Source organism: Bernardetia sp. MNP-M8 (assembly GCF_037126285.1).
GTDB lineage: Bacteria > Bacteroidota > Bacteroidia > Cytophagales > Bernardetiaceae > Bernardetia.
In genome coordinates, this window is record NZ_CP147012.1 from 4,974,566 (window position 1) to 4,998,433 (window position 23,868).

Consider the following 23,868-nt stretch of genomic DNA (forward strand, 5'->3'; position numbering starts at 1 on the left):
ACAACTATTTTTAAAAAAATATTAACTAAATTTTGATTGCATTTTATGTGCCATATCAATTGTACAAAGGTCAAGAAATTTTTGCCATCAAAAAAGTAATATCATCTCTTTGATTCTGATTTCCTTGATAGGTATCTAAAAACTGTTCTAGTTTTTGTTTTTGAGTAGCTAAATTTTGTTCTTTTACAGAATCAATAAAACTAAATAGATTTTGACTACCAATTCGCTCTAATTTTATGTTATGTTGGTCGGCTATTCCATCTGTAAAAAGGTAGATAACTTCATCTTTTTGTATTTCAAAAATTTCTTGCTCAAAAACTCTTTCTTCTTCTTTTTGTCTTCCTCCTATGGATTTTCGTGTGCCTTTGACTAGATTTAATTCTCCATTTTTGGTATAATACATTGGTCTTTTTGCACCTGCATACACTATTTTAAATGTATTGGTTTCATTATTTTGTTCTTCATTCTTGACAATTAAACAAATCGAAATATCCATTCCGTCTTGATTTACTTGTTCTAATTTTTCAAGTTTTTCTTTTTTATTTTGGCGCAAAAGCTGACGAATCCCTTCATGTAATTCTTTCAAAATCAATTTTGGCTCTATTATTCCTCTTTGTAATACAATCTCATTTAAAAGCCCGTTTCCAATCAAAGACATAAATGCCCCTGGAACTCCATGTCCTGTACAATCTGCTACAGCCAAAACTCTAGCTGATACTTTCCCATTCAAATCTATGCCTAAAAAAGGATTTTTTTCTTTTTGTTTCTCTTTGAGTAAAATTTTAGAAAACCAATAAAAATCTCCAGAAACACCACTAGAAGGACGATATAAAATTTCGCATTCTGAAAAACTTCGATACATTTTGTTATGAACTGATAAGATAGATTCTTGTATCGTTTGAGCATAACGGATACTATCAGTAAGTTTTTGATTTACTTGATGTGTTTTTTCATGTGCCAAATCTAGTTCGGTATATGTTTCAGCATTTTTAAGAGCAATAGAAATGTAAGTTGCTAATGATTCTAAAATACTAATATGTCTTTCTGTATAGGCATTTTTTTGAAAACTCTGTACAGTCAGAACACCAATTCGTACAGTTTGGTCGTGATTTAAAATAGATAAAGGCACATACACAATAGATTGAGGCTCTTCTCCTTCAATGAGTTCTCCTAAATCTGAAATATAATTTTTATATTCTTTCTCTAAATCATTAATAAAAACGGCTTTTTGGTTATTAAATGACCAATTTCCTATACTTTCTTTATTTACATTTTCACTATGGTCTGGCAACACCACATTTTTTTCGATATAACCTGTATAAAAGAGTTCGTTTTCTTCTTCTCTAAAAAGACCAATTCCAAATCCTTCGACTGACATAATCGTTTGAATACGCTCATACACCTGTTTTATCACCTCTCTAAGTTCTAAGTTAGATGTAATTTCTTGTCCTATGGTGGTAAGCGTATTTAGATTTTGATAGGATTGTTCTAAATTTTCATTTAGATTTTTTAATGAACTATTTTGCCCTTCAATGGCATCACGCTGTGCCAAAATTTCCTCTCTTTGTTGCTCTAATTCTTCATTTTGAACCAAAACTTCTTGGTTTTTTTCGTTCAAATCTTCATTAGTAGACTTTAACTCCTCATTTTTTACGTTTATTTCGGCTGTTCGCTCTCTGACGGTTTGCTCTAATTTTTGATTTTGTTTTTCTATTTGTGCTACTCTATTTTTGTAAAACAAATATCCTAAACCAAGTATAAATAAAGGTGCAAAAGTCATAAACCACCAAGTTTGGTAAAAAGGAGGAGTTACTTTTATCAATATACTTTTTTCTTCACTCCAAATTCCATCTGCATTAGCTGCCTTTATCTTAAATGTATACTTTCCTGCTGGAAGGCTTGTATAGGTTGCAAACTTTCGGTTTGCATCTGTATAACTCCACTCTTTATCAAAGCCTTCCATTTTATAGGCAAAACGACTTTTTTGAGGTAAGTAATAACTCAAAGCTGTAAAGTCAAACTCAATTACTCTATCTTGATGTGATAAAATAATTTGATCTACTTGATTAATAGGTTTTTCTAGAGGAGAGTTTTTATTGATAGAATCTCTAATAAAGACCTCCTTACCAAAAAGTTTAAAGCCTGTAAAGGCCATTTTTGGAGCAAAATTATTTTTTCTTAAATAATCTGGGTGAAAAGCATTAAACCCTTCTTTTCCTCCCATAAAAATAATCCCATTTGGAAGGCGAATCAATGCACCACGTTTAAAATCATTAGCTTGAAGTCCATCTAATTTGTCATAATTAATGAATTGAGATTCATCTTTATTATTTTTCTGTGATTTGTTATAAAAAGACAATCCTTTGTTTGTAGTCAGCCAAAAGTTATTATTTGTATCTTCTATAATGGCTTGGATAACATTAGAAGGAAGTCCATTTTTTACAGTAAAGTTTTCAAAGGTAAAATCTGATTGATTATTTTCTATAAGTTTATTCAAACCTCCATTTGTTCCTATCCAAACCGTTCCTTTTTCATCTTCAAAAATAAAATTGATTTGATTATGAGTAATTGATTTCGGATTTTTCACGTCATTCAAAACTCTCTGAAACGCATTTATTTCAGCATCATAGAGGTGCAATCCATTTCTTGTTCCTATCCAAAGTCGATTTTTTTGGTCTTGCAAAACTGCTGTAATATATCCTTCATTCAAAGAAGTAGAATCAGAAGGTTTTGGAAAAAAATGTTCAAATTTTTTAGTTTGAATATCATATTTTGCCAGTCCATAAAGCATTCCGACCCAAATATTTCCATCATTATCCTCTCCTAGAGCTGTTATTTTATCTCCTTTTAGTGCATCAGGATTATTTCTATCAACTTCAAAAACGGTTAGTTTTGCTTTTTGAGTTTGATTATTTGTTTCTAGTTTTGCCAAGCCTTGCCAAGTTCCGACCCAAAGTGAAGATTTATTTTTTGTTTTTAAGAGTGTCGTTATAAGCCCATCCAAAACTGGAGGAGTTTTGTCTGTTTCTAAATAATCTAGCGAAGTTAGTTTTTGATATTCATTTTCAAATTTTAATTTTTCTAGTCCTTTTTCTGTTGCCAGCCAAATTGTTGTTGAATCTTCATATTCAAAATCCCACGTATTTATACTCTGTAATCCTTTTATTTCTCCTGTCCAAAGTCTAAACTGTTGATTTTGAGGAGAAAAATATTCAATTCCTTCTGCATATAATCCTAACCAAATCCCTCCCATATTATCTGCATAAATATCCCAAGCTAAAGCTTCCTTCAATCCAAATTCATAATTCTCTATCCCATATCTCGCTTTAAAATTTCCATTCTCATCATATTGAAAAACTCCTGCCCCAAAAGTAGAAAACCACATATTACCCTGCATGTCTTGTGCTGCTGCTGTAACAGGAGGAGTAGGAATTTTTTTAATAAATTCTTCTTTTTCTGTATCAAAAATATAAACCCCTTCATCCCAAGTAAGTATCCAAAGTCTGTTTTGATTATCTAAAAAAAGCTTCGAAATACTTGCCGTACCATCCGAATTTGGAAGATAAAAATTTTTAAATGTTCCGTCTTGATAGAGTTGTAAAATGGTAGTCGTAATCCAAACCTTATTTTGTTTGTCAATCTGAATAGCTGTTACGTTATTATCTTTTAATGAAGTTGAATCTTTTTCATCATTTAAGAAAGTAGTGAAGTGTGTTTTTTCTACATCAAGAATTTGCAATCCTCCACGTTTTGTACCTATCCATACGAGTTCTTTTTCATTGTTTTGTTGTACTGCCAAACTTTGAATGGTAACATCTGAAATTGTGTTCTCTTTTCGTTCTGTTTGTTTTAAAATAGAAACAGGATAATGAAAAAAGCCCTTACTTTGATAATCAAAATAGTTTAAACCTCCATTATTTGTACCTATCCAAATTTTTTCTGTTTCTTGATTTTCATTTATACTTTGAGCAAGAGAGAGAATATATGTATCTGATAACCCTTCTGAAAATCCAGCTTTCAAAGTTGGCGCACTTCTATAATTTTGAAAAGAGTAGGCATCAAAACGACTCAATCCATCTCTAGTTCCGAACCACATAAAACCTTTTTTGTCCTGCAAAATACATTTTACACTATTATTAGCAAGTCCATTATCAGTAGAGTATTGAGTAAAAAGCACAGAAGGAGCAACAGGCGAAACGGAGTTTTGCTGTGCTAAAATAGTTGTTGCATCTATAAAAAAAATTATTATTAGCAGAGGGAATGCTAACAAAAGGGGAAAACGCATATATTTTTGAATAAAAAAATAATTAATTATTAGAAGCAGAAATAAGATAAAACTAAAACAAATTGCTTGATAAAATAAAAGACACACAAAGTTAATTAAATTAACTATAATAAATTATGCTTTACACTAAATTTTTATCTTCTTCCTAAATATACAATTATTCCAACAAAAAAACTATTCTTATTTCGTTATGATTAGACGAAAGCAAGAATAGTTTAGATAAGAACGAGACTATTAGTAAAGTGATTATACAAATAATTGACTTATCTTATTTTTTCTTTTTACCAAGAGTGATTTTGAAGCCAAAAAGTGTTGTTTCTTCATTTTTGAGCTTATCTCTTACTTTTTTGAGGTCTTCTTCCATCGGTAAATCTTCAGGTTTTATTCCTGTTTCTTTTTCAAAGGCTTCTCTAATTGTTTGATTTGAATTTGTATGAGTGTCCTTTATAGATTCCTCTCCTCTAATTTTTGGGTCTGTACTAACTTTGAATTTTGTAAAAAGAGTAGCCAAATTTTTCGAACCAATAGTTACAGCAGGCATAAAATCGGACACATTTCTTTCTTCTGGAATTTCATTTTGCTCTTTAAGTTCTTTAGGAGAAGTTCCACCAAAAAGTGTTTTGTCACCTTCATTTCTAATGCGTTGAAAACCTGCTTTACTTACGCCTCTTTCATCTGCAATCTGAAAAAGTTCGAACTCATTTTTTGCCAAAATTCTGCGCTGACGCAAACGTTCTCTACTCTGAATTTCTTCTTCTAATAATTCTGCTTTTCGTGTTTGAAGTGCAAAATAAGTTTGAGCAAAAGCGACTTCTTGTTTGCGAGAATCTCCATTTTGGGCAATCAAATAACAAGCATAACGAGAAAGTAAGTAATCCATTTTCATACGAGAACTCACTCCCGTTTTTACTTTTCTATCTTTTCTCAAAAAATGAAAATCTACGTCTTGCTCACTATTTATGCAAGCTGTTTGTGCTTTTGCGATAGTTCGTTCAAAATTTTCCCACTTTGAGTATTTCAATAAAGTTTGTAGTGTTCTAGCAGACCAAACTTCGTTGCCATTGCCATCTTTGAGAGCAGCATTTTCAAAAGCTGATTTGAGTACAGTTATGTTTTGGTTATCCATAATTGAAAATAAGGGTAAAGAAAAATCTATGTTTTAGTGACTTTATTTATCTAGTTGCTAATTAGACTATCTAATATACAAAAATTTTAGCTAAAATCATAACATTTTTTTTAATAAAAAGTGAGATTTTCGTTATTTATTTTGTCGATATTTGTGACATAAAAAACTTGTTTTTAAATCTGTCTAGTGTCTTTCAAATGTGGTGACAGTTACAAACTTAATTTTAAAACGATGAAAAACAACTTTATATTTTTCGGTGCAATCTTGGGAGGCTTAGCTGTTGGAATTGGAGCTTTTGGAGCGCATGCTTTAAAAGATTGGCTTATTTCTATTGGTCAAGCCGAAACATTTCAAACAGCTTCCAAATATCATTTTTATCATTCCCTTTCTCTTATTTTAATAGGTATTTTATCAAAAATGAAATTAACAACTTCAGAAAAATCATCTAAATTATTGACTTGGGCAGGAAATTTACACCTTTTAGGAATACTTATTTTCTCAGGTACACTTTATTTACTTTGCCTTACAAATATAAAATGGTTGGGTGCAATTACTCCAATTGGAGGTGTTTTATTGATTGTTGGTTGGGTATTTTTAGCTCTTTCTTTTTGGAATAAAAAATAGGCTTTCATGAAAAGGTATAGCACAAAAGAACGATTATTTTGGAAAGTTAATCAAGATTTAGAAAATAATGACTTGAATAAAGCAATTTCAAGATTGGAAAGTTCCTTACAGTTTAATATTCTTGATGCGACTTATAGAAAAAAGCTAGGAAATTTATACCTTCAAAAAAATGATCTTATTAGAGCAGGAAAATATTTCTACTTATTAGAAAATAAATCAGAAATAGAAGTAAAAGCTATTGAAGCCTTTGAGAAACATTTTGGAAATGATCCTATTTTAATCTGTAAAAATATCGTTACCAAAAGTCATTTTGCATTTTCAATATTGAGTAATTTTGAAAAAGATGTTTTTAGAAATTTACTCCTTGATATTCATTTGAAATTTGGTGTTACACCTAATTTTTTGAAGGGCTTAGAAAGGCATTTGAAAAAACAGTATCCCAAAAAATAAGATAAGACTTTGTTTAAGTGAAAACTACTTTTATGATTTTTACGTAATTGTAAGAAATGTTAATTAAAAAACACTCCTTACAAAACTACCTTATGAATTGCCCCAGTTGCGAAATAAAAATACCTAGAGATGCCATAAATATTCAAAAAGACATTGCTCAATGCCAAAACTGTGGAAATGTCTTTAGTATTTCAGCTCATGTAAGTACTAAAAAAGATGACTTTTCATCATCAAAATCTAGCTCAAGAAGCTACACTGACGATTATGATTTGGCTCGCCAGTCGATGTACAAAGAAGCAGACTTTCATAATCAATCTGTCCAAAAAAATTTTGATACAAAAAACACCCGTAATTTTGATATAAATAATCCTCCCAAAGGAGCTTATATCAATCATCTAGATGATGGTGTTCAGATTGGAGCTTCTACTCGCTCGTGGTCTGCTCTTTTTATTATTCCTTTTGCCCTTGTTTGGTCTGGTGGATCGATAGGTGGAATTTATGGTACTCAAATTTTTACAGGAGAATTTGATATTGTTACTTCTCTTTTTGGAATTCCTTTTTTGTTGGGTTCTTTATTTATATGGAGTATGGCTTTGATGACAATTGCAGGCAAAGTAGAAGTTACTCTTGATAGTAAAGGGGGACATATCTTTACAGGAGTAGGTAAAATAGGAAAACATAAACGTTTTTTATGGTCTGAAATAAATAGTATTCGTGAAGATGTAAGTATTTCTCGCTCTAGCAAAGGAGGCAGCTCTACAAATCACTATATATCGTTAGAAGGACAAAGACAAGTTCGTTTTGGTAGTGAGTTGTCTACTGAAAACAGATATTATATACTTAAAACTTTAGAAGAACTTATTCAGAATAGAAAGTAATTATTTTTGGTTCTTGGTTTCATTATGTCGTTGGTGGCACACCAACAACGGCAGGTGAGACCAAAACGACAAAAAAAGAATGACAAATTTGAAAGAACCAAAACTATTCTTTTATCTGCACTTTTACAGAATCTAAAATTTCAACTACTTCTCCATTTAGAAAACGAACAGTTCTTTTATATTTTCCATCTTCATTTGGATATCCGTAACCTTTCCAAATTCCATTTACATCTTCTGATTTGTAATCTTGTTCTATACTAATCAAAGGAAAATAATCATGACAATAAACTCGTTTTAGTTTCCAGTCTCCACCACTCATAGGAAAATGACGATAATATCTGTAAATTATTTTATCATAACTATTTGCTACATTGTCATAAAACACATATTGACTGTGAGGATAAATTAATAAAGCTAGAAATAAAGCTCTAAGATTAAATAAAGCAATAAATACAAAAATAATTACTCCCAAAAATCGTATTCCTTTTCTAAATTTTAATTTAGAATGCAGTTTTTTATTCCAAAAACGAATAATTAGGATAAACGAAAAAATACTTAGTAAAGAAGCCTTCAAGAAACGACTGATAAATTCTGCTGAAGCTCCCAAACAAACATCATAAGGAAGAATAATTAATACCAAACTACTCAAAAATATTCCAATAAGAATTTTGTCAAGTCTTTTAAACTCTAATGGTTTTATCTTTTTATCTACATTTTTCATAATCAAATTATAATTCTGTTCTAAACATTTTACGAAATAACGTATATTTGCCAATATCAAAACTACTCGGCAGAAAGAATTAAATTCTTTTATGCTCATTTTGAATTTTTTATCTTAAAATCAGAATAAGAAAATTAACATAGAATTAGAGATATGAATATACATTTTATCGGAATCGGAGGAAGCGTTATGCACAATATCGCTATTAGAGAAAAAATAAATGGAAATAAAGTTACAGGTTCGGATGATGCGTGGTATGACCCATCTGAAAATCGTTTGAGAGAACATGGCTTACTTCCCCAAAAGGCAGGTTGGTTTCCAGAAAATATTACTCCTGATTTGGATAAAATAGTGTTAGGAATGCACGCAAAAGCAGATAATCCAGAACTTTTGAAGGCACAAGAACTAGGTTTAAAAATTTATTCATACCCAGAATATATTTATTCCCTTTCTGAAAACAAAGAACGTGTAGTAATTGCAGGAAGTCATGGCAAAACCACTATTACAGCTATGATTATGCACACATTAAGACTTCAAAGTTATGATTTTGATTATTTAATTGGTGCGTATGTAGAAGGCTTTGATTCAACAGTGCGTTTATCTGATGCCCCTATTATTATCATTGAAGGCGACGAATATCAAACTTCTCCTTTAGACAAAACACCTAAATTTTTACATTACAATCATCATATTGGCGTTATTAGTGGAATTGCTTGGGATCACGCTAATGTGTATCCTGATTTTGAAGGCTATAAAAATCAGTTTCGTTTGTTTGCTGAAAACTCAGTAAAAGCAGGCGCACTTATTTATAATGAAGAAGACAAATTGGTAAAAGAAATAGTAGAAGATAATGAAAATATTCATTTTGATACCATTCAGTTGCCTTATAGAACACATCCATCAAGCGTACAGGAAGGAAAAACATTTTTGAAAACAGAACTGGGACAAATGGAAGTTTCTGTTTTTGGAGAGCATAATATGTCAAATCTGAATGCTGCAAAAGTTGTTTGTAGAAGGCTAGGAATAAGAGAAAGTCAGTTTTATGATGCCATGATGTCTTTTAGAGGAGCTTCCAAACGTCTTGAACTCGTAGGAGAAAATGATCAAATGCACGTTTTTAAAGACTTTGCTCACTCACCTTCTAAAGTAGAAGCAACTATAAAAGCAGTAAAAAAACAATATCCAAAACAGCGTTTGACAGCTTGTATGGAACTTCACACATTCAGTAGTTTGAATCAAGATTTTATACAAGAATATGCAAATACTGCAAATAACGCTGATACAGCAGCAGTTTATTATAACCCTGAATATGTGGCAGCAAAAGGATTACCTGCCATTTCTAAACAAGATTTGAAAGATGCTTTCAAAAGACAAGATTTAGAAGTATTTACTACAATTGATGAATTAGAATCTTTTTTAGTAGCTCAAAATTGGAAACAAAACAATCTTTTGATTATGTCCTCTGGAAAAATGGGAGGAATGAACATTGAAAGTTTGGCTAATCAACTTTTAGGATAACTTTTTAAAACCTTGTTCTGCACTGATTAGAACAAGGTTTTTCTATTAATTTTGTTGCTCTTCAGAATTTAAAAATACTTCACACTTCATTAATACACTGTTTCAAAAGTTTTATTGCATTTTGTTGTGCATTCAGTTCCTCAGAACTGAATGTTTCGCTTCCTCAGAAGCGTGATTTATTTGCTTGAATCACGCTTCTGAGGAAGCATTTCGTTCAACTCCCCAGAGTTGAACACACAAAAAGCATTGTAAACAGTGTATTAATAAATTATGAACTTTATGATTTTAGTTGCAAAAGATGGTTGCAACTAAATTCATAAAGAACCAATTATTATTTCTCCAAAAGTTCAAAAATTTCATCTAGTTTGGGCAGAACTACAATTTCTATTCTTCTATTTTCACTTTTCCCTTCTGCTGTCTTATTACTTGCAATAGGTAAATGTTCGCCATGTCCTGCTGCTACAATACTTTGAGGAGCAATGCCATTTTCTACCAACAATTGTACTACCACAGAAGCACGCAAAGCACTAAGTTGCCAATTATCTTTAAAAGGAAGCTCTGCGCCCGTTACAGGCATATTATCTGTGTGTCCTTCTACCCAAATATCTAAACCAGAAGCATTATTTTTTAATAGAGAAGCTAGTTTTTGAAGTGCCTTTCTTCCTTCTGAATTAATATCAATACTTGCTGTTTCGAAAAGTAGTTTGTTAGAAAGTGAAATATACAAACGTCCCGATTTTTCTTTTACTGAAAAAGATTCTTTATTGAGCGAACTAAAAGCCATTTTGATAGATTTTTGTAATTCATTAGATTGTCTTTGGCGTTGGTATTGTTTATTTTTTAAAGTAGAAATATTTTTTTCTTTACCTAAAATCTCATTTTCTTTTTTTGTTAGTTCTACTTCTTTTTCCTGTAATTCTTTATTTAATAAATTATTTTTTTCAACTGTTTTTTTGGCAATTTTTTGAAGACTATCCAATTGATAATCTTTTGTTTGCAATGAAACAATAATTTCTTTTAAAGAATCCGAACTTTGAAGTAATAGTTTTTGAGCTTCATAAAATTGTCTTTTTATGCGTTCGTTTTCTTGTTCTTTACGCTCTACTTCTGCTAATTTTGCCTTATATTTTTTCGGACTTACACACGAGAAAATAATCAAAATCAAAAGAGAGAGTAAGAAAGTGGGCAGAATTATTTTTTTTATAAAATGTAGTTTTTGATTCACTTTTTTTTAGGTTTTGTAACTTTGTAGCTCTTTTTAGTAAAATTTAAAAAGAATTAATAGAATAATAAAATTCAATATGCAATTCTTCTTTGTCGCTAGTTTAAATCTTACGACTTTTGCACCAAATTAATTTTTTATTCAGAAATAGAGTTTAATTTAACTCTAAATTTCGTCAAATTGTAGTTCTATGCAAGATTTTTTTTATCAGTATCTCAATGAAGATACAATTTGGGTGTATGCCTACGTTATTCTTCCTATTCTTATTTTCTTGGCTCGTCTGACCGATGTTAGTCTTTCAACGCTTCGAATCGTACTTGTAACAATGGGAAAACGCAATATTGCGCCACTTATTGGTTTTGTTGAAGCTTTTGTATGGCTACTTGCTATTGGTCAGATTATGCAAAACCTTACTAATATAATGTCTTATTTGGCATATGCAGGAGGTTTTGCAATGGGAACTTATTTGGGAATGTGGTTAGAACAACGAATTGCTTTAGGAATGGTAATGGTCAGAATTATTACAGGAAAAACAGCTGAACATCTTATCTCCAAACTAAAAGACACCAATTATAGATTTACACATTTGCAAGCAGAAGGAAAATATGGTGATGTAGGTGTAGTTTTTTCGATTGTGAAAAGAAAAGAATTACCTAAATTTTTACACTTAATAAATACGCACAATCCCAATGCTTTTTATACTATAGAAAATATCAGACACGTGCAAAATACAGATGATATTCCTACTTCTGACTCGGGTACATTTTCTCGTGTGGTCAGAAAAATAAAAACAATTAGAAAGTAATTGAGGATTTAGAATAAAACGAATTAGTAATCTTTTTTGAAAAATGTAGCTTTATAGTTTACTTTTGTAATCCATTAAAAATAAAATTATTTGTAGAGAAAAGGTTTGTCTTTTCCTAGCTAGTAGCCTAAAAATAAAATGAATATAAACGAAGAAATACAAAGTCAGCAAATAGATTTTGAAAAACAAAACGGACTTGTTCCTGTCATTATTCAAGATTCTAAAACAATGCGTGTTTTGATGCTTGGTTTTATGAATCACGAAGCCTTCGAAAAAACGCAGAAAGAAAACAAAGTGACTTTTTTTAGCCGAACAAAAAACCGTCTTTGGACAAAAGGAGAAACCTCTGGAAACTTTTTACATGTACAAAAAATGCACTTAGATTGTGATAATGATACACTTCTAATTTTTGTAAAACCTCAAGGCGAAGTTTGTCATACAGGAACAGATACATGTTTTGGCGAAGAAAAAAATACAGCTAATATTCATTTTTTGCAGCATTTGGAAAATACGATTGAAAAAAGAAGCCAAGACACAGAAGAAAATGCAAGTTCTTATACAAATAAACTTCTCAAAAGTGGTGTTCATAAAGTAGCGCAAAAAGTTGGCGAAGAAGCTGTCGAAGTAGTTATTGATGCAATGAGAGGAAACAAAGAACGATTCAAAGAAGAATGTGGCGATTTATTGTATCACTTGCTTGTCTTGATGCGCTCTCAAGATGTCAAAATTGATGAAGTGATGGAAGTTTTGGAAAAAAGACACCAGTAAACAGTTATCTGTAAATAATTATTAGTAACCAGTTAATAAACATTATCACGGTTATTTACAGGTTTGATAATCAACTTAATTATAAAAACTATACCTTTGCTTATTTTTCCTTAGTGGTAGGTTTGCAAACCTACCACTAAGGAAAAATGAACTTTACAAAATTAACCGTGATAACGTTTAATACAGAATACATTTTTTTGATAAATTGTATTCTGTATTTTTTTTAGCCTTATTTTGATTTTGAATATTTTTCTCTTGATTTTTTTATGTTGTCTATATTTATTTTTGCCCAATTTACAAGCGTTTCTATGTGAGGAACAAGACTTTCTCCCATATCAGTAAGTTCATATTCTACACGAGGAGGAACTTGAGGATAAATAGTTCGTTTGACTAATCCATCTGACTCTAAGCCTTTTAGAGTTACAGAAAGCATTTTTTGTGATATACTCTCAATGTATTTATTTATTTCATTAAAACGCAGGATTTTTTCTTCGTGCAAAATCAATAAAATAAGTATTGACCACTTATCGCCTACTTTATCAAGGACATTTCTGACAGGACAATTATCTACGTCCGAATATTTTTCTAAAGTTTCTCTTTTCATAACTAACTGATTATCAGCAATAATAACTTCAAGGTAAGTGAGTGATTTTGTTGTAAGCTCTTGTAATAACAAAAGTAACCTTTTATCTTTGACTAACCAAAAGTTAGTTACTTTATTTTAGTTTGTAAAATTAAATCATAGAAAAATAAGAAAATCATGAGCAAAATATTAATTACAGGTGCGACAGGTGGATTAGGAAGCAATGTTGCAGAATTTTTAAAAGAAAAAATTGAAGCTACAAATATTGCCGTTTTGGTAAGAGACAAAAGTGCTGAAAAAGCAAAACACTATCTAGAACAAGGCTTTGATGTTCGTGTTGCTGATTATGACAATTCAGATGCTTTAAAAGTTGCCTTTGCAACTATTGATGTGCTTTATTTTGTATCTGGAAGTGATATTAATAATCGCTTATCACAGCATGAAAATGTAGTCAATGCTGCTAAAGAAGCTGGAATAAAGCATATTCTTTATACAAGTACAGTAAGAAATGATGAAACAGAAAAATCGCCACTTCATCTTGTTGTTGATGCACACATTAAAACAGAGGAATGGATTAAAGAATCAGGAATTACGTATACAATTCTTAGACATAATCTATATGCAGAAGTTGTTCCTATGTTCATCGGTTCGAAAGAGCAATTACAGCAGACCAAAACAGTCTATTTGCCTACTGGCGATGGAAAAACAGCATTTGCTCTAAGAAAAGATTTTGCTGAAGCAGAAGCAATCATTTTGAGTGAACCTGAAAAACATGCCAACAAAATTTATGAGTTTAATGGAAGCAAGCTGATAACATTTAATGATATTGCTACTTATTTATCTGAAGCAATAGGTGAAACTATTAATTATGTTTCTCCAACAGTTCCAGAATTTGAAGCGACATTAAAATCTGTAGGTTTGCCAGCCGAAATTATTGGCATGACAACAGGTTTTAGTTTGGGAATAGCAAGTGGCGAGTTTGAGAAAACAAAAAATGATTTGGAAACTATTTTAGGTAGAAAAACTCAAACTCTTTCATCATTTATTAAAGAAGTGTATAAATAATGAGTTATATATTGAATTATCAAAATCCTAAGTTTTAAAATGACTTAGGATTTTAACTACTTTATTTGTGTATTTTTCATAAAATTGCTAATTATTGGATTTACAATGACTAGAAAAGACTTTTTAAAATCACTATTACTTTTACCATTATTAAGCACTTCCATGAAATTGAAAGAGTTAGATAAAATGACTTCATCGCTGAGTAAGACAAGTAAAATGCCTGTATTATTTTTAGGTCATGGAAGTCCAATGAATGCTATTGAAGAAAACGAATTTGTTGCATCATTCAGACAATTAGGAAAAGATATGGTGCGTCCTACTGCCATACTTTGTATATCTGCTCACTGGGAAACAAAGGGAACTTTTGTTACAGCTATGCAAAATCCACGTACTATTCATGATTTTGGAGGATTTCCAAGAGAGTTATTTGAGGTGCAATATCCAGCTAAAGGAAGTCCTGAGTTAGCGCAGGAAACTAAAAAGATAATTACCAAAACAGAAGTAAAGCTAGATGAAAAATGGGGACTTGACCATGGCGCATGGAGTGTAATCAAACATCTCTATCCAAATGCTGATATTCCTGTTATCCAAATGAGTATTGATTATTCAAAACCTGCTCAATATCATTATGAGTTAGCCAAACAAATAGCTAGTTTGCGTGAAAAAGGAGTTTTAATTGTGGGCAGTGGAAATATAATACATAATTTAAGATTAGTAGCTTGGGATAAATTGAATCAACCTTATGCTTTTGATTGGGCAACCGAAGCAAATGAAAATATCAAAAAATATATCTTAAATGATGACCATCAAAAATTAATCAATTTCAAATCACAAGGAAAAGTGTTTGAATTAGCCATTCCAACTCCAGAACATTACTTGCCTCTCATTTATACGTTAGCATTAAAAGAGGAAAATGACAAAATAGATATTTTTAATGATAAACCTATTGGTGGCTCGCTTACAATGACTTCAATAAAAATAGAAGCAAGTTAGAATGACTTTTTATAAAAAAATACAGAATACAGTTTTTGAGAAATTATATTCTGTATTTCTATTTCTTAGAAGTATAAAATGAATAAATTTACACTTTGAAAAATTCACGCATTAATCAACAGGGTTAAAAACTGTTCAATTTATAATTCATAACCTATTTTTGAAAACATATCTTTGTGAAAAATCATAAAAGGTAGTTTTTGAATTGGACAGGGTTTTAACCCTGTTTTTATAAATAGCTAAAAATGTAAATTTATTTTTTTAGTCTTCCTTACTTTATAATCTCCATTTTTCTAATTTCTATTCCCCGTCTAATCGTTCATTTTCAGATTTTGCCACTAAAAGAGAAACTGTTGCATCTCCTGTAACATTGACAACTGTTCGGCACATATCCAAAAGTCTATCTACTCCCAAAATAAGGTTAATTCCATCAGAAGGAATTTTTGCTTGTTCCAAAACAATAACAAGCATCAAAATACCAGCCCCTGGAACAGCAGCAGCACCCACAGAAGCCAAAGTAGCCGTCAAGACAATTCCAAGTTGTTGTACAATAGTCAAATCCATTCCGTAAGCCTGAGCGATAAAAAGAGCTGCAACGCCTTGATACAAACTTGTTCCGTCCATATTTACAGTTGCGCCCACAGGCAAAACAAAACTTACAATTTCTTTGGGAACACCCAAAAATTTGTTTACTCTTTCCATCGTAACAGGCAAAGTAGCTGCACTAGAACTGGTAGAAAATGCCAAAAGCTGTGCAGGAGCAATGCCTTGAAAAAACTGCAATGGATTATAACGAGCAAAAATCATTAGCACAAGCACATAAAAAACAACCATCAAAAATAGTCCTAAAATTACAGTTAAGCAGTACAAACCAACTACTTTAAACAGTTCAACTACTTTATTCAAATCTCCTTCTGCAAAATCTACAATCAGAAAAGCAAGAAGTGCAAAAACCCCATAAGGCGCAAAGAGCATTAGTATTTCTACTATTTTTATGACCAAATCATTGAGAGCATCAAATCCTTTTTTGATAATTTCTCCTTTCTGAAAATCAATCATTACTAAAGCTACACCAAACAAAACAGCAAAAAATATCACTTGAAGCATATTTTGATTATTGGTAGCTGCTGCCACAACATTATCAGGAACAATATCGATGATAGGTTGTAATGGATTTGATTCTTTTACAGCTAATGCTTTTTCTTTGCTAGATTTTGTTTTGGCTTCATATTTTTGAGCAAATTCGGCTCTTTTTTCTTCCGAAAATGCTTTACCAGGTTGAATTACATTTGCCAAGACAAGTCCAATAGTAATGGCTACTACTGTTGTAATAAGATAAATAGCTATTGTACGAGTTCCTAAACGAGAGAGTTTTGAAATATCACTCATACTTGCAATTCCTTGTATCAAAGAAATAAATACAAGAGGCATTGCAATCATTTTTAATGAGTTTACAAAAATCTTTCCCCATGGTTGAATCCAATCAGCAACAAAACCACTCCAGCCCATCAGAACGGCACTTATTCCGAATACGACACCGAGTATCATGCCAATAATAATTTGCCAATGTAGAGCGAGCTTAAAAGACTTATTAGGGGATTTTTTCATGAGATATGTTTGTAGTGTTTTAGGTAATTAGTTCATCTAGAATTAAAATATAATTCAAATATAGTTGTGTTTCTCTTAAACAACAAATGAAGTTTGTTTTGGCTCAAAAAATAGTGTGAGAATAAACTCCCCTGACACTTGACTACCAAATTTGTTTTTTACTTTTATTACTTTCTATTTACAATATTCACTCAAAGGCTTTGCAGCTTCTTGACTTCCATAACTGACAGCAATTTTCCAACTCTCACAAGCATTTTGTTTATCTTTTACCTTCGCATCTCCGTTATTCTCTATTTCACTTTCTATACCTGAAACTGGCTTTTCCCAAAAATAAAACCCTTTATAATACCATAAGTACGAATTCTTTGGATTAATTTCTATTGCTTTATCTAAAAGTTCTCCCATTGCTTGATAGTCTTTTGTATTATGTTTGGCAACAGCTTTTCCAATATATGGCTCTACCAATTTTGGTTCTTTTTCAATAATTTTATCAAAATACAAACTTGCTTTATCATAATCTCTCAATTTCTCAAGATACAAATCAGCAATATTCATGAGTACTCTTTGATTGTAGCCTCCTAAAGAACCAACTATTTTATACTCTTCAATAGCTAAATAATATTCATTCATCAAGAAATAAGTATCTGCTATTTCATTATGGTATTTTGCTCTAATCTCTTTTTCACCTTTATCAGTATAAGAAAGTGCATTTCTGAAATAGCTAATAGCATCAGCATAATTCTTTCTATTCAACTGAATTTTTCCTAACAAATAATTTACTTCAGCATCTTCTTCTTTTTGTGTTTGTGCTTCTTCTAGTGCTTTATGGGCAGTTACAAAATCATTTGATTCTATGGCTGCTTTTGCTTCCTCTATATAGGTATTATATGAGTAATTTGTCATGACATTCATCAGTAAATAAGCAAAAACAAACATTACAGCAAAGCCTAAAACGATATATAACTCTGTTTTTCCAAATTCGAAAGTTGGTTGTTTTTTTTGAGTAGTTTGTCTTCTTTGGTAAGTATAGCCTGTATCTCTTTGTGTATTCTGATGTGTATTCTGATTAGAAGAGTCAGAATAGTTCCCACTTGATGTATATTGTTTATAATATTGTTGTCTTCTTGCACTTTCAAACTCTAATTCATTATCATACCTTGACTTTTTAATAGGGTCAGAAAGAACTTGATAGGCTTCATTTATTAATTTGAATCGCTCTTCTGCTAGTTGTGCTTCTTGAGGAGTTGCTGCATTTCTATCTGGATGAAACTTTAAAGCCTGTTTTTTGTAGGCAGATTTTATTTCTTGTAAAGTGGCTGTTTTTGTGATGCCTAATAAATCGTAGTAATTACTCATGTTTTATTAATATATTTTCGCTTTAATTCTGTTTTGTACTATTTATTACTCAAATCTACAAACACTTTTTCCTCTTTTGTAGTTTTAAAAAGAACGGTTGTAAGAGAAATAAATTTTTGAGATAATAAAATTCAATTTATTATGCCTTAAATTTTATCTCAAAACTAATTTATTCCTATCTTTATTTCTTATCAAGAATAAAGAAATTTTTTCATCTTAAACTCACTTTTTATGTCCTATTTCAAAATGATTTTAGCAAAAATAATAAACTTCAATTTATTTACAGTTAATCACTTCTACAAAAGAAGAGTTTTACTTTTATTATTAGGCTTTTTTATTACTTCAAACTTTGCTTTTGCACAGAAGAAGGCTGTTGTTCTCTCAGAAACTACTCAAACTAACAAAATGGCTTATTTTGCAGGTTCATTTGACCAGTTGCAAGAGGAAGGAAAAAAGAAAGACAAACCTTATTTTGTTTTTGTTCATGCCAAAAACAACAAATTTGATTCAGTTACTTTTGCTAACCAATATGTTCAGACCTACGTGAAAAAACGTTATATAGCTCAAAAACTACAAGCTCCTTCATTATATGCAGATTATGTAGTTAAAAAATATGAAGTGAAGAGCTTTCCTCAAATTTTGGTTTTTACACCTCAAGGAAAATTAGTTGATAGAATTACATCCTATCTAAGTCCGAAACAAATGATTGCTCGTTTGAAGCTCCATGAAGACAAAAAAGGTTCTTCAGATGACCGTATTTCTGCTTTTGCAAAAGCTGCCGACCCAGAACTTTCATTGAAATTACAAACAGAAGGTGAAATTCAGGAAGTATATCATTTTAGTATTCGTCCGTATGGTGTAGAAGAAAAAACTATTGGTATTCAATTGGGTGTTTTTGAAAATTATCAAAATTTGGTAAATAATGTTGCTGAATTAGAAGTACACTGGCACGATAACATTTTGGTAACTTTTGTAGAAGTAGATGGAAAAATGTTGTACAGATTACTTCTAGGACCTTTTTATAGTTACGAACATGCCGAAGTTTATAACAGAAATTTAAAAGAAAAAATGGGATTGCGTGGTATTTTGGTGAGTTTAGAAGATTTTGATCCAATTACAGAGGATAACAAATCTAAATATCTATTAAAAAATATAGAAACGCCTGTGGAAAGCGAAAACCCTAACAAAAGATAATTTTTTTTTTATAGAAAATAAAAAAATAAAGTTTGAACTTATTTAAAATCCTATTGAGTGATTTATCGAATTATCGAAGATTACTCAGTAGGATTTTGCAATTCTAGCTATTCTTAAATAATTTATAAACAATTAAAAAACAGCAATTTGTCTTTGAAACATCTAAAACGAACAGATTTATTTTTAGAAAAAAACATTAAAAACCACACAACAAAACGATTTTTATCTTAATTTTACATTATTCTCTTACTCAGAAGAGTATTTTTCAAGAGAAACCTAAAATACAGATATTAAAGCTAGAATATGAAAGAATTTGGACAAAAGTCTGATAAAGAATCAATTACTGATTTTTCATTATTATATAAAAATAAAGAACAAGCTATTCAAAAACGAATAGAGTTGTTGTATAAAAGTATGTCTTTTTCGGAAGGCATAGAACCAAACTGGTCAAACTTTCATGACTGTTTTACAAGTAGCGCACAATTTATCAATGCAAACCTTGATGCACCTATGTTTTTAGATGTTCGTACATTTGCACAAGTATTACAGAGTCAGATAGAACAAAATGACATTCCTCAACTTTTTACACAAGAGATTTCACATCGTACACAGATTTTTGGAAAAATTGCACAACGTTTCAGTATTTTTACCAACAAAATTGAATTAGACGGAGAACCAACCACAAAAGGAATAAATAGTATTCAACTTATTTGTGCAAAAGGAAATTGGCTTATTCAGTCTATTTCTTGGTATAACGAACGTAGTGATGACAAAATCCCCAATCATTTATTAGAGATATTGAAATAATTTTATAATTGCACATGCACATGGTCATCATGTCTAGCAGCTTTACAGCCGTGAAAACGCCATTTGGGAGATGTAATATTGAAACGATTTTTAAGATGTGGTTCTAAAAAAAATTTCTTTAAAGATTTTTCTTTTATGATTAGCTTCATCAAATAATTTGTTCGTTCTGCATCAAAAGAATAGTCTTCTTTATGGCTATAAATTTTGGCATATTTTCCTATATCATAATACCAACTTTGTTTTAAACATATTGCTGGCTGATTTATTTCCCCTTTTTGTGGCTCTTCATAAATACCATAACCCGAAAAAGAAGGCTTTTCATGTGTCGGTTTGCCTGTTTCCTTATCCAAATAAAAAAAACTCAAATCTATTTTTTTTCCGTCGTTATGGCTAATATGTGGTAGAAGAGGAAAACCTGTATAAAAAGGAAAATTAGCATCTAAATACCTTACTTTTGAATTTGGATATTTTTTATCAAAATCTTTTCCTATTCTAAATAAGGCTTCTTTAAGCTGTGGTTTTACATAATGCCTATTCAAAATACATGTCCAAATGGTGGTAGGTTGAAGATTACTTTCTTCAAAAATGGGAAGTGCTACTCGGTTACTATATTTTTCAGAAGCTAGAGGAATAATTGCAAAAGTAGCAAATAGATAAAATGCAAGAAAGTAAAGCAACTTTATTTTGAAATAATTGAAATAATTGAAATAATGCTTTTTCTTTTTTTTGTAACCAAAAATAGTTAGTTGTAACCAACAGATAATCCAAATAATACCTCCAATTTGAGTAAGAACTGTCAAAAAAATGACTAACAAAATTTGTAAACTAAAAGAAATTATTTTTTTAAACATAAGATTTTAACAATAGTCTGTTTAGGGTTTAAAACACTAAAGCTTCATATTTGGGATTATTTATGTGGTGTTTGGGATTTATACTGAACAATTAAAAAATCATATTTAGTAGTAATTAATTTTGGTATAACCTTGTAAAACTTTACAACTATGAGCTAATTTAAAGTAGTTCAAATCTGTATTTTTAATATCAACTTTGCCATCAGGTTGTTTTGGCTCTCTTCTAAATAAATATCTTAGATAAGCATCATCTCTAAGTCTTGAAACAAGGCAAATGTTTGTTTTTACTGAGACATTTTCTATAAAGTGATATTTAGAAAAACACGCATCTACACATCCATAAACACTAAGTTTTGGCATTCATTACTATTGCTTTAATTACAAACTGATATTACGCAGTTTAGTGTTCTGTGTGCCACAGAACACGGATTTAGTTTTTTTCAACCCTGCTCTGTGGCACACAGAGCAGCCTTTTGCGTAACATCAGTTACAAACGAAAAAATCACTTCTTTAGCTTAAAAAAGTGATTTTGATTTTTACAGAAATTGAATGTATTTGATAATTTCTATTTTAGTTATTCACTATTTCAATGGAAATAATTTTGATTGGCTCACTTGGTCCAGGGTATGCAAGACAAATAACTATATCATCATAACGATTATCTTTTTTAGCATACTGATAATGAATTTTCAAACTCATTTTGTCTTTTATTTCCATATTTTCAATATCGGCTTTTGCATACTCATCTAAAGAATAGGGTTGTAAATAAGTATTTGAGCCATCATTAAACCAAAGATTATCCCATACACCTACTCCACAAACTACTTGTTCGACCACTACATCAGCTGTCATAACAATTTCGCATTCATCAATAGGAGGGTCACAGCCTTGGTCATCACACTGGAAAGCAGAAAAAGCAAGTAAAACTCCTAGTGCAAAAACATAAAAAGGAAAATTGATAGAAAAAGCATTCTTAGCAGAATTAGCAATTTCTTGTCTAGAATTGAAATTTAATTTTAACATAAGTTGTAAGAATTAATAGTAATAGAATTTTTGAGTGAAATTATTTTTCTTGTTGGAGTTGTTATTTTCTATACGTAATTCTTTTTCAATATGTCGCAATAATTTTTGATGTTTTTTACTCCCAAAAAATACCATCTACTAGCCATTTATTTCCTATATAAAGCTGCCTACATAAAAAATAAGTATAGTTTACTCGTTTAGGAATTCGTTTTTCTGCTGCAAAATTTTGATGAATAAATTGTTTTTGATAATCTGAGAGTGTGATTTTTGGACTAATTCGAAGAACTTTCAACACATCTTGAATTTTAAACTTTGCAATGAGTTTATTAATCTCAATTCCCGATTTTTCAGCAGGAACATATAACGAAATGTAAGCCGATTGATAATAATAACGATCATTTTCTATATCATAAATAACTTCATTCTCAATTTCTAAAAGCGAAATATCCGACATATAAAAAAATTTACTAGAAGGGTCAGTATACAGTTCGTTTACTTCCAAAAGCTCTTTAGCTTGCTCATTTCTATATTTTTCTAACTCTGCAACTTGTTCTAAAGAAATTCCTATTTTAACTTGTTCTTCACTAATATTAAGTATTTCAGACGCTGATTTTTCAGTTTTTATTTTCAATAAATTTGCTTTAATTTCTGCAAAATCAATCTCTTTCTCATAGAAATTTCCTTTTTCTGCATTGTAATTTGCTTCATACGCCTGTAGTTTACCTTTTTCAGCAGCTTCTAAAAGAAGTTTAGAAATTTCATTATCATCTTGAAACAATGATTTATTTACATTTTCTTTCAAATGAATTTCTGTTCTGACATAATAAGCTAATTGATTTAAAACTTGATTTTTTAAATTAGAATTGTATTTATAAAAAGGTTCATCTTTCAAATCTTCATTTTCCCAAACTATATTTTCGCTTTCAAAATACTGATTTTGCAAAGCATTTGTGTACGTAGTTATTTTTTGAGAGGTAGAAGTAGACCTTTTACTTTCAAAAAAAGGCTTCATTTCTTCCACTAAAAAAGAAGCTACTGGTTTCAAATAATCACTTTTTGTATTCCAAACTGTAATCCATTTTGAAGTAAAAAAATCATGTGAGTCTTTCGTAGGAATTCTATCATCAATATTCTGAATTCTGACTTCTCCAATAGGAGCATCTGTAAGAGAATTCCAACGATTTAAAAACTGTTCAGCACTCATTTTTTCAGGTTCTTTGAGTTGCTTCTTCTTTCCTTTTTCTTTCTTTTTATATTCAAATTCTTCTAAATCGTAAGGAGTAATATTACCACTTTTCACAAGCTGTGCTAATTTTTGGCTAATTTTGGCTTGCTGACTTTCGTCTGCTAAAAACAGATTTTCAAAAAAATTATCATTTTGTACCTCTTCGTTTTCATCACCTTGAGTAGGCATCCAAACACTTCTGTGGTCATTGTCTAGAAAACGTTTGGCATCTTCATAGCGAAATGAAACAACAGGTTGAGGCTTCGAATCTGAAAAGTATTTTCCTGCTACAAACAAATGTAGATATTGAATATGAATCGTTTGATTAGAATTAGTTACACTTTCAACATAATCTATTCCCAAAATACTAAGCTGGTCAGTAGTAAGCGTTTGGAATTTATCCATGTGTTCTGTTTCCAAGCGTTCTACCTCTACTTTTTTTGCATCATTATCTTGATATTCTACCTTATAAATTGGCAATTCACCTCTTTTAGCACCTTCAAAAAGAAGTTTTGTAATCTGCTTATCCGTTTGAAAAAAGCCTTTATTAGCTTTGTTTTTCAAATTTATCAATTTAAAAAATCGCTTATTTTGCTCAGTGGTGTTTTGAGCAGTTACTTTTATTTCAAAAAAAAATAAAAGAGCAAATAATAAAAAGCAGGAAAATATAGAATAAAATGATGACTTCATAGGAGGAGTTTTATAGTAGAGAAAAGGCGTGCTTTTTCTTTTTTTAATAAAAATTGTAAACAATGACGAAGATAAG

Annotated in this window: 21 protein-coding genes; 10 read left to right on the forward strand and 11 right to left on the reverse strand. The window is 30.5% G+C overall.

Annotated elements, in window-relative coordinates; genetic code table 11:
• Positions 1-70 precede the first annotated feature (70 nt).
• Positions 71-4,285 (reverse strand): two-component regulator propeller domain-containing protein, encoded by a 4,215-nt coding sequence (locus V9L04_RS20095; protein WP_338791726.1) that lies wholly within the window; start codon positions 4,283-4,285, stop codon positions 71-73.
• Positions 4,286-4,553: 268 nt separating this feature from the next.
• A complete protein-coding gene (gene dinD / locus V9L04_RS20100) occupies positions 4,554-5,411 on the reverse strand; it encodes a DNA damage-inducible protein D (RefSeq protein WP_338791727.1) in 858 nt (285 codons plus the stop codon).
• 231 nt (positions 5,412-5,642) lie between these two features.
• Here dinD and V9L04_RS20105 point away from each other — a divergent pair, with 231 nt between their 5' ends.
• From V9L04_RS20105 to V9L04_RS20115, 3 genes are all read left to right on the forward strand, one after another.
• A complete protein-coding gene (locus V9L04_RS20105) occupies positions 5,643-6,035 on the forward strand; it encodes a DUF423 domain-containing protein (protein WP_338791728.1) in 393 nt (130 codons plus the stop codon).
• A 6-nt stretch (positions 6,036-6,041) separates the two neighbouring features.
• The gene (locus tag V9L04_RS20110; protein ID WP_338791729.1) at positions 6,042-6,485 is read left to right on the forward strand and encodes a DUF6584 family protein; all 444 of its coding nucleotides are present in this window, start codon (positions 6,042-6,044) and stop codon (positions 6,483-6,485) included.
• A 92-nt stretch (positions 6,486-6,577) separates the two neighbouring features.
• Positions 6,578-7,363: a hypothetical protein gene (locus V9L04_RS20115; protein ID WP_338791730.1), complete on the forward strand. Its 786-nt coding sequence runs from the start codon at positions 6,578-6,580 to the stop codon at positions 7,361-7,363.
• Between the two features lie 103 nt (positions 7,364-7,466).
• On the opposite strand, the gene V9L04_RS20120 is transcribed toward V9L04_RS20115, so the two are convergent.
• Complete coding sequence (locus V9L04_RS20120) at positions 7,467-8,183, reverse strand: hypothetical protein (RefSeq protein WP_338791731.1); 717 nt, start codon at positions 8,181-8,183, stop codon at positions 7,467-7,469.
• A gap of 54 nt (positions 8,184-8,237) precedes the next feature.
• Here V9L04_RS20120 and V9L04_RS20125 point away from each other — a divergent pair, with 54 nt between their 5' ends.
• Complete coding sequence (locus tag V9L04_RS20125) at positions 8,238-9,602, forward strand: Mur ligase family protein (protein ID WP_338791732.1); 1,365 nt, start codon at positions 8,238-8,240, stop codon at positions 9,600-9,602.
• A 331-nt stretch (positions 9,603-9,933) separates the two neighbouring features.
• Here V9L04_RS20125 and V9L04_RS20130 read toward each other — a convergent pair whose 3' ends face one another.
• Positions 9,934-10,827 (reverse strand): OmpA family protein, encoded by an 894-nt coding sequence (locus tag V9L04_RS20130; protein WP_338791733.1) that lies wholly within the window; start codon positions 10,825-10,827, stop codon positions 9,934-9,936.
• A 187-nt stretch (positions 10,828-11,014) separates the two neighbouring features.
• On the opposite strand from V9L04_RS20130, the gene V9L04_RS20135 reads away from it, so the two are divergent.
• Both V9L04_RS20135 and hisIE read left to right on the forward strand, forming a co-directional pair.
• Positions 11,015-11,629, forward strand: a complete 615-nt coding sequence (locus V9L04_RS20135; RefSeq protein WP_338791734.1) for a DUF2179 domain-containing protein — start codon at positions 11,015-11,017, stop codon at positions 11,627-11,629.
• A 138-nt stretch (positions 11,630-11,767) separates the two neighbouring features.
• Positions 11,768-12,397, forward strand: a complete 630-nt coding sequence (gene hisIE / locus V9L04_RS20140; RefSeq protein WP_338791735.1) for a bifunctional phosphoribosyl-AMP cyclohydrolase/phosphoribosyl-ATP diphosphatase HisIE — start codon at positions 11,768-11,770, stop codon at positions 12,395-12,397.
• A gap of 229 nt (positions 12,398-12,626) precedes the next feature.
• Here the strand turns inward: hisIE and V9L04_RS20145 are convergent, their stop codons facing one another.
• Positions 12,627-13,073, reverse strand: coding sequence for a helix-turn-helix domain-containing protein (locus tag V9L04_RS20145; protein WP_338791736.1), 447 nt, complete (start codon positions 13,071-13,073; stop codon positions 12,627-12,629).
• Between the two features lie 84 nt (positions 13,074-13,157).
• Between V9L04_RS20145 and V9L04_RS20150 the strand changes: the two genes are divergently transcribed.
• Positions 13,158-14,045, forward strand: coding sequence for an SDR family oxidoreductase (locus tag V9L04_RS20150; protein WP_338791737.1), 888 nt, complete (start codon positions 13,158-13,160; stop codon positions 14,043-14,045).
• 105 nt (positions 14,046-14,150) lie between these two features.
• The gene (gene ygiD / locus V9L04_RS20155; protein WP_338791738.1) at positions 14,151-15,038 is read left to right on the forward strand and encodes a 4,5-DOPA dioxygenase extradiol; all 888 of its coding nucleotides are present in this window, start codon (positions 14,151-14,153) and stop codon (positions 15,036-15,038) included.
• A 300-nt stretch (positions 15,039-15,338) separates the two neighbouring features.
• Here ygiD and V9L04_RS20160 read toward each other — a convergent pair whose 3' ends face one another.
• The gene (locus V9L04_RS20160) at positions 15,339-16,646 is read right to left on the reverse strand and encodes a dicarboxylate/amino acid:cation symporter (RefSeq protein WP_338791739.1); all 1,308 of its coding nucleotides are present in this window, start codon (positions 16,644-16,646) and stop codon (positions 15,339-15,341) included.
• Between the two features lie 174 nt (positions 16,647-16,820).
• A complete protein-coding gene (locus tag V9L04_RS20165) occupies positions 16,821-18,002 on the reverse strand; it encodes a DnaJ domain-containing protein (RefSeq protein ID WP_338791740.1) in 1,182 nt (393 codons plus the stop codon).
• 231 nt (positions 18,003-18,233) lie between these two features.
• Between V9L04_RS20165 and V9L04_RS20170 the strand changes: the two genes are divergently transcribed.
• Positions 18,234-19,196 carry a hypothetical protein gene (locus V9L04_RS20170; protein ID WP_338791741.1) on the forward strand — a complete coding sequence of 321 codons (963 nt, stop codon included), beginning with the start codon at positions 18,234-18,236 and terminating at the stop codon, positions 19,194-19,196.
• Positions 19,197-19,499: 303 nt separating this feature from the next.
• Complete coding sequence (locus V9L04_RS20175; protein ID WP_338791742.1) at positions 19,500-20,003, forward strand: hypothetical protein; 504 nt, start codon at positions 19,500-19,502, stop codon at positions 20,001-20,003.
• Positions 20,004-20,005: 2 nt separating this feature from the next.
• Here the strand turns inward: V9L04_RS20175 and V9L04_RS20180 are convergent, their stop codons facing one another.
• From V9L04_RS20180 to V9L04_RS20195, 4 genes are all read right to left on the reverse strand, one after another.
• On the reverse strand, positions 20,006-20,818 hold the full coding sequence (locus V9L04_RS20180; RefSeq protein ID WP_338791743.1) for a hypothetical protein: 813 nt from the start codon (positions 20,816-20,818) through the stop codon (positions 20,006-20,008).
• Between the two features lie 141 nt (positions 20,819-20,959).
• A complete protein-coding gene (locus V9L04_RS20185; RefSeq protein ID WP_338791744.1) occupies positions 20,960-21,214 on the reverse strand; it encodes a hypothetical protein in 255 nt (84 codons plus the stop codon).
• A 210-nt stretch (positions 21,215-21,424) separates the two neighbouring features.
• Entirely contained in the window at positions 21,425-21,877 is a 453-nt protein-coding gene (locus V9L04_RS20190; protein ID WP_338791745.1) for a hypothetical protein, read from the reverse strand.
• A 115-nt stretch (positions 21,878-21,992) separates the two neighbouring features.
• On the reverse strand, positions 21,993-23,792 hold the full coding sequence (locus V9L04_RS20195; protein WP_338791746.1) for a hypothetical protein: 1,800 nt from the start codon (positions 23,790-23,792) through the stop codon (positions 21,993-21,995).
• Between the last annotated feature and the right edge of the window lie 76 nt (positions 23,793-23,868).

Coding starts and splice junctions, on each gene's coding strand:
- dinD (WP_338791727.1), bottom strand. CDS start 5,411: ATGGATAACCAAAACATAACTGTACTCAAATCAGCTTTTGAAAATGCT.
- V9L04_RS20115 (WP_338791730.1), top strand. CDS start 6,578: ATGAATTGCCCCAGTTGCGAAATAAAAATACCTAGAGATGCCATAAAT.
- V9L04_RS20120 (WP_338791731.1), bottom strand. CDS start 8,183: ATGAGCATAAAAGAATTTAATTCTTTCTGCCGAGTAGTTTTGATATTG.
- V9L04_RS20135 (WP_338791734.1), top strand. CDS start 11,015: ATGCAAGATTTTTTTTATCAGTATCTCAATGAAGATACAATTTGGGTG.
- V9L04_RS20185 (WP_338791744.1), bottom strand. CDS start 21,214: ATGCCAAAACTTAGTGTTTATGGATGTGTAGATGCGTGTTTTTCTAAA.
- ygiD (WP_338791738.1), top strand. CDS start 14,151: ATGACTAGAAAAGACTTTTTAAAATCACTATTACTTTTACCATTATTA.
- V9L04_RS20165 (WP_338791740.1), bottom strand. CDS start 18,002: ATGAGTAATTACTACGATTTATTAGGCATCACAAAAACAGCCACTTTA.
- V9L04_RS20105 (WP_338791728.1), top strand. CDS start 5,643: ATGAAAAACAACTTTATATTTTTCGGTGCAATCTTGGGAGGCTTAGCT.
- V9L04_RS20125 (WP_338791732.1), top strand. CDS start 8,238: ATGAATATACATTTTATCGGAATCGGAGGAAGCGTTATGCACAATATC.
- V9L04_RS20195 (WP_338791746.1), bottom strand. CDS start 23,792: ATGAAGTCATCATTTTATTCTATATTTTCCTGCTTTTTATTATTTGCT.
- V9L04_RS20095 (WP_338791726.1), bottom strand. CDS start 4,285: ATGCGTTTTCCCCTTTTGTTAGCATTCCCTCTGCTAATAATAATTTTT.
- V9L04_RS20175 (WP_338791742.1), top strand. CDS start 19,500: ATGAAAGAATTTGGACAAAAGTCTGATAAAGAATCAATTACTGATTTT.
- V9L04_RS20170 (WP_338791741.1), top strand. CDS start 18,234: ATGTCCTATTTCAAAATGATTTTAGCAAAAATAATAAACTTCAATTTA.
- V9L04_RS20160 (WP_338791739.1), bottom strand. CDS start 16,646: ATGAAAAAATCCCCTAATAAGTCTTTTAAGCTCGCTCTACATTGGCAA.
- V9L04_RS20110 (WP_338791729.1), top strand. CDS start 6,042: ATGAAAAGGTATAGCACAAAAGAACGATTATTTTGGAAAGTTAATCAA.
- hisIE (WP_338791735.1), top strand. CDS start 11,768: ATGAATATAAACGAAGAAATACAAAGTCAGCAAATAGATTTTGAAAAA.
- V9L04_RS20150 (WP_338791737.1), top strand. CDS start 13,158: ATGAGCAAAATATTAATTACAGGTGCGACAGGTGGATTAGGAAGCAAT.
- V9L04_RS20190 (WP_338791745.1), bottom strand. CDS start 21,877: ATGTTAAAATTAAATTTCAATTCTAGACAAGAAATTGCTAATTCTGCT.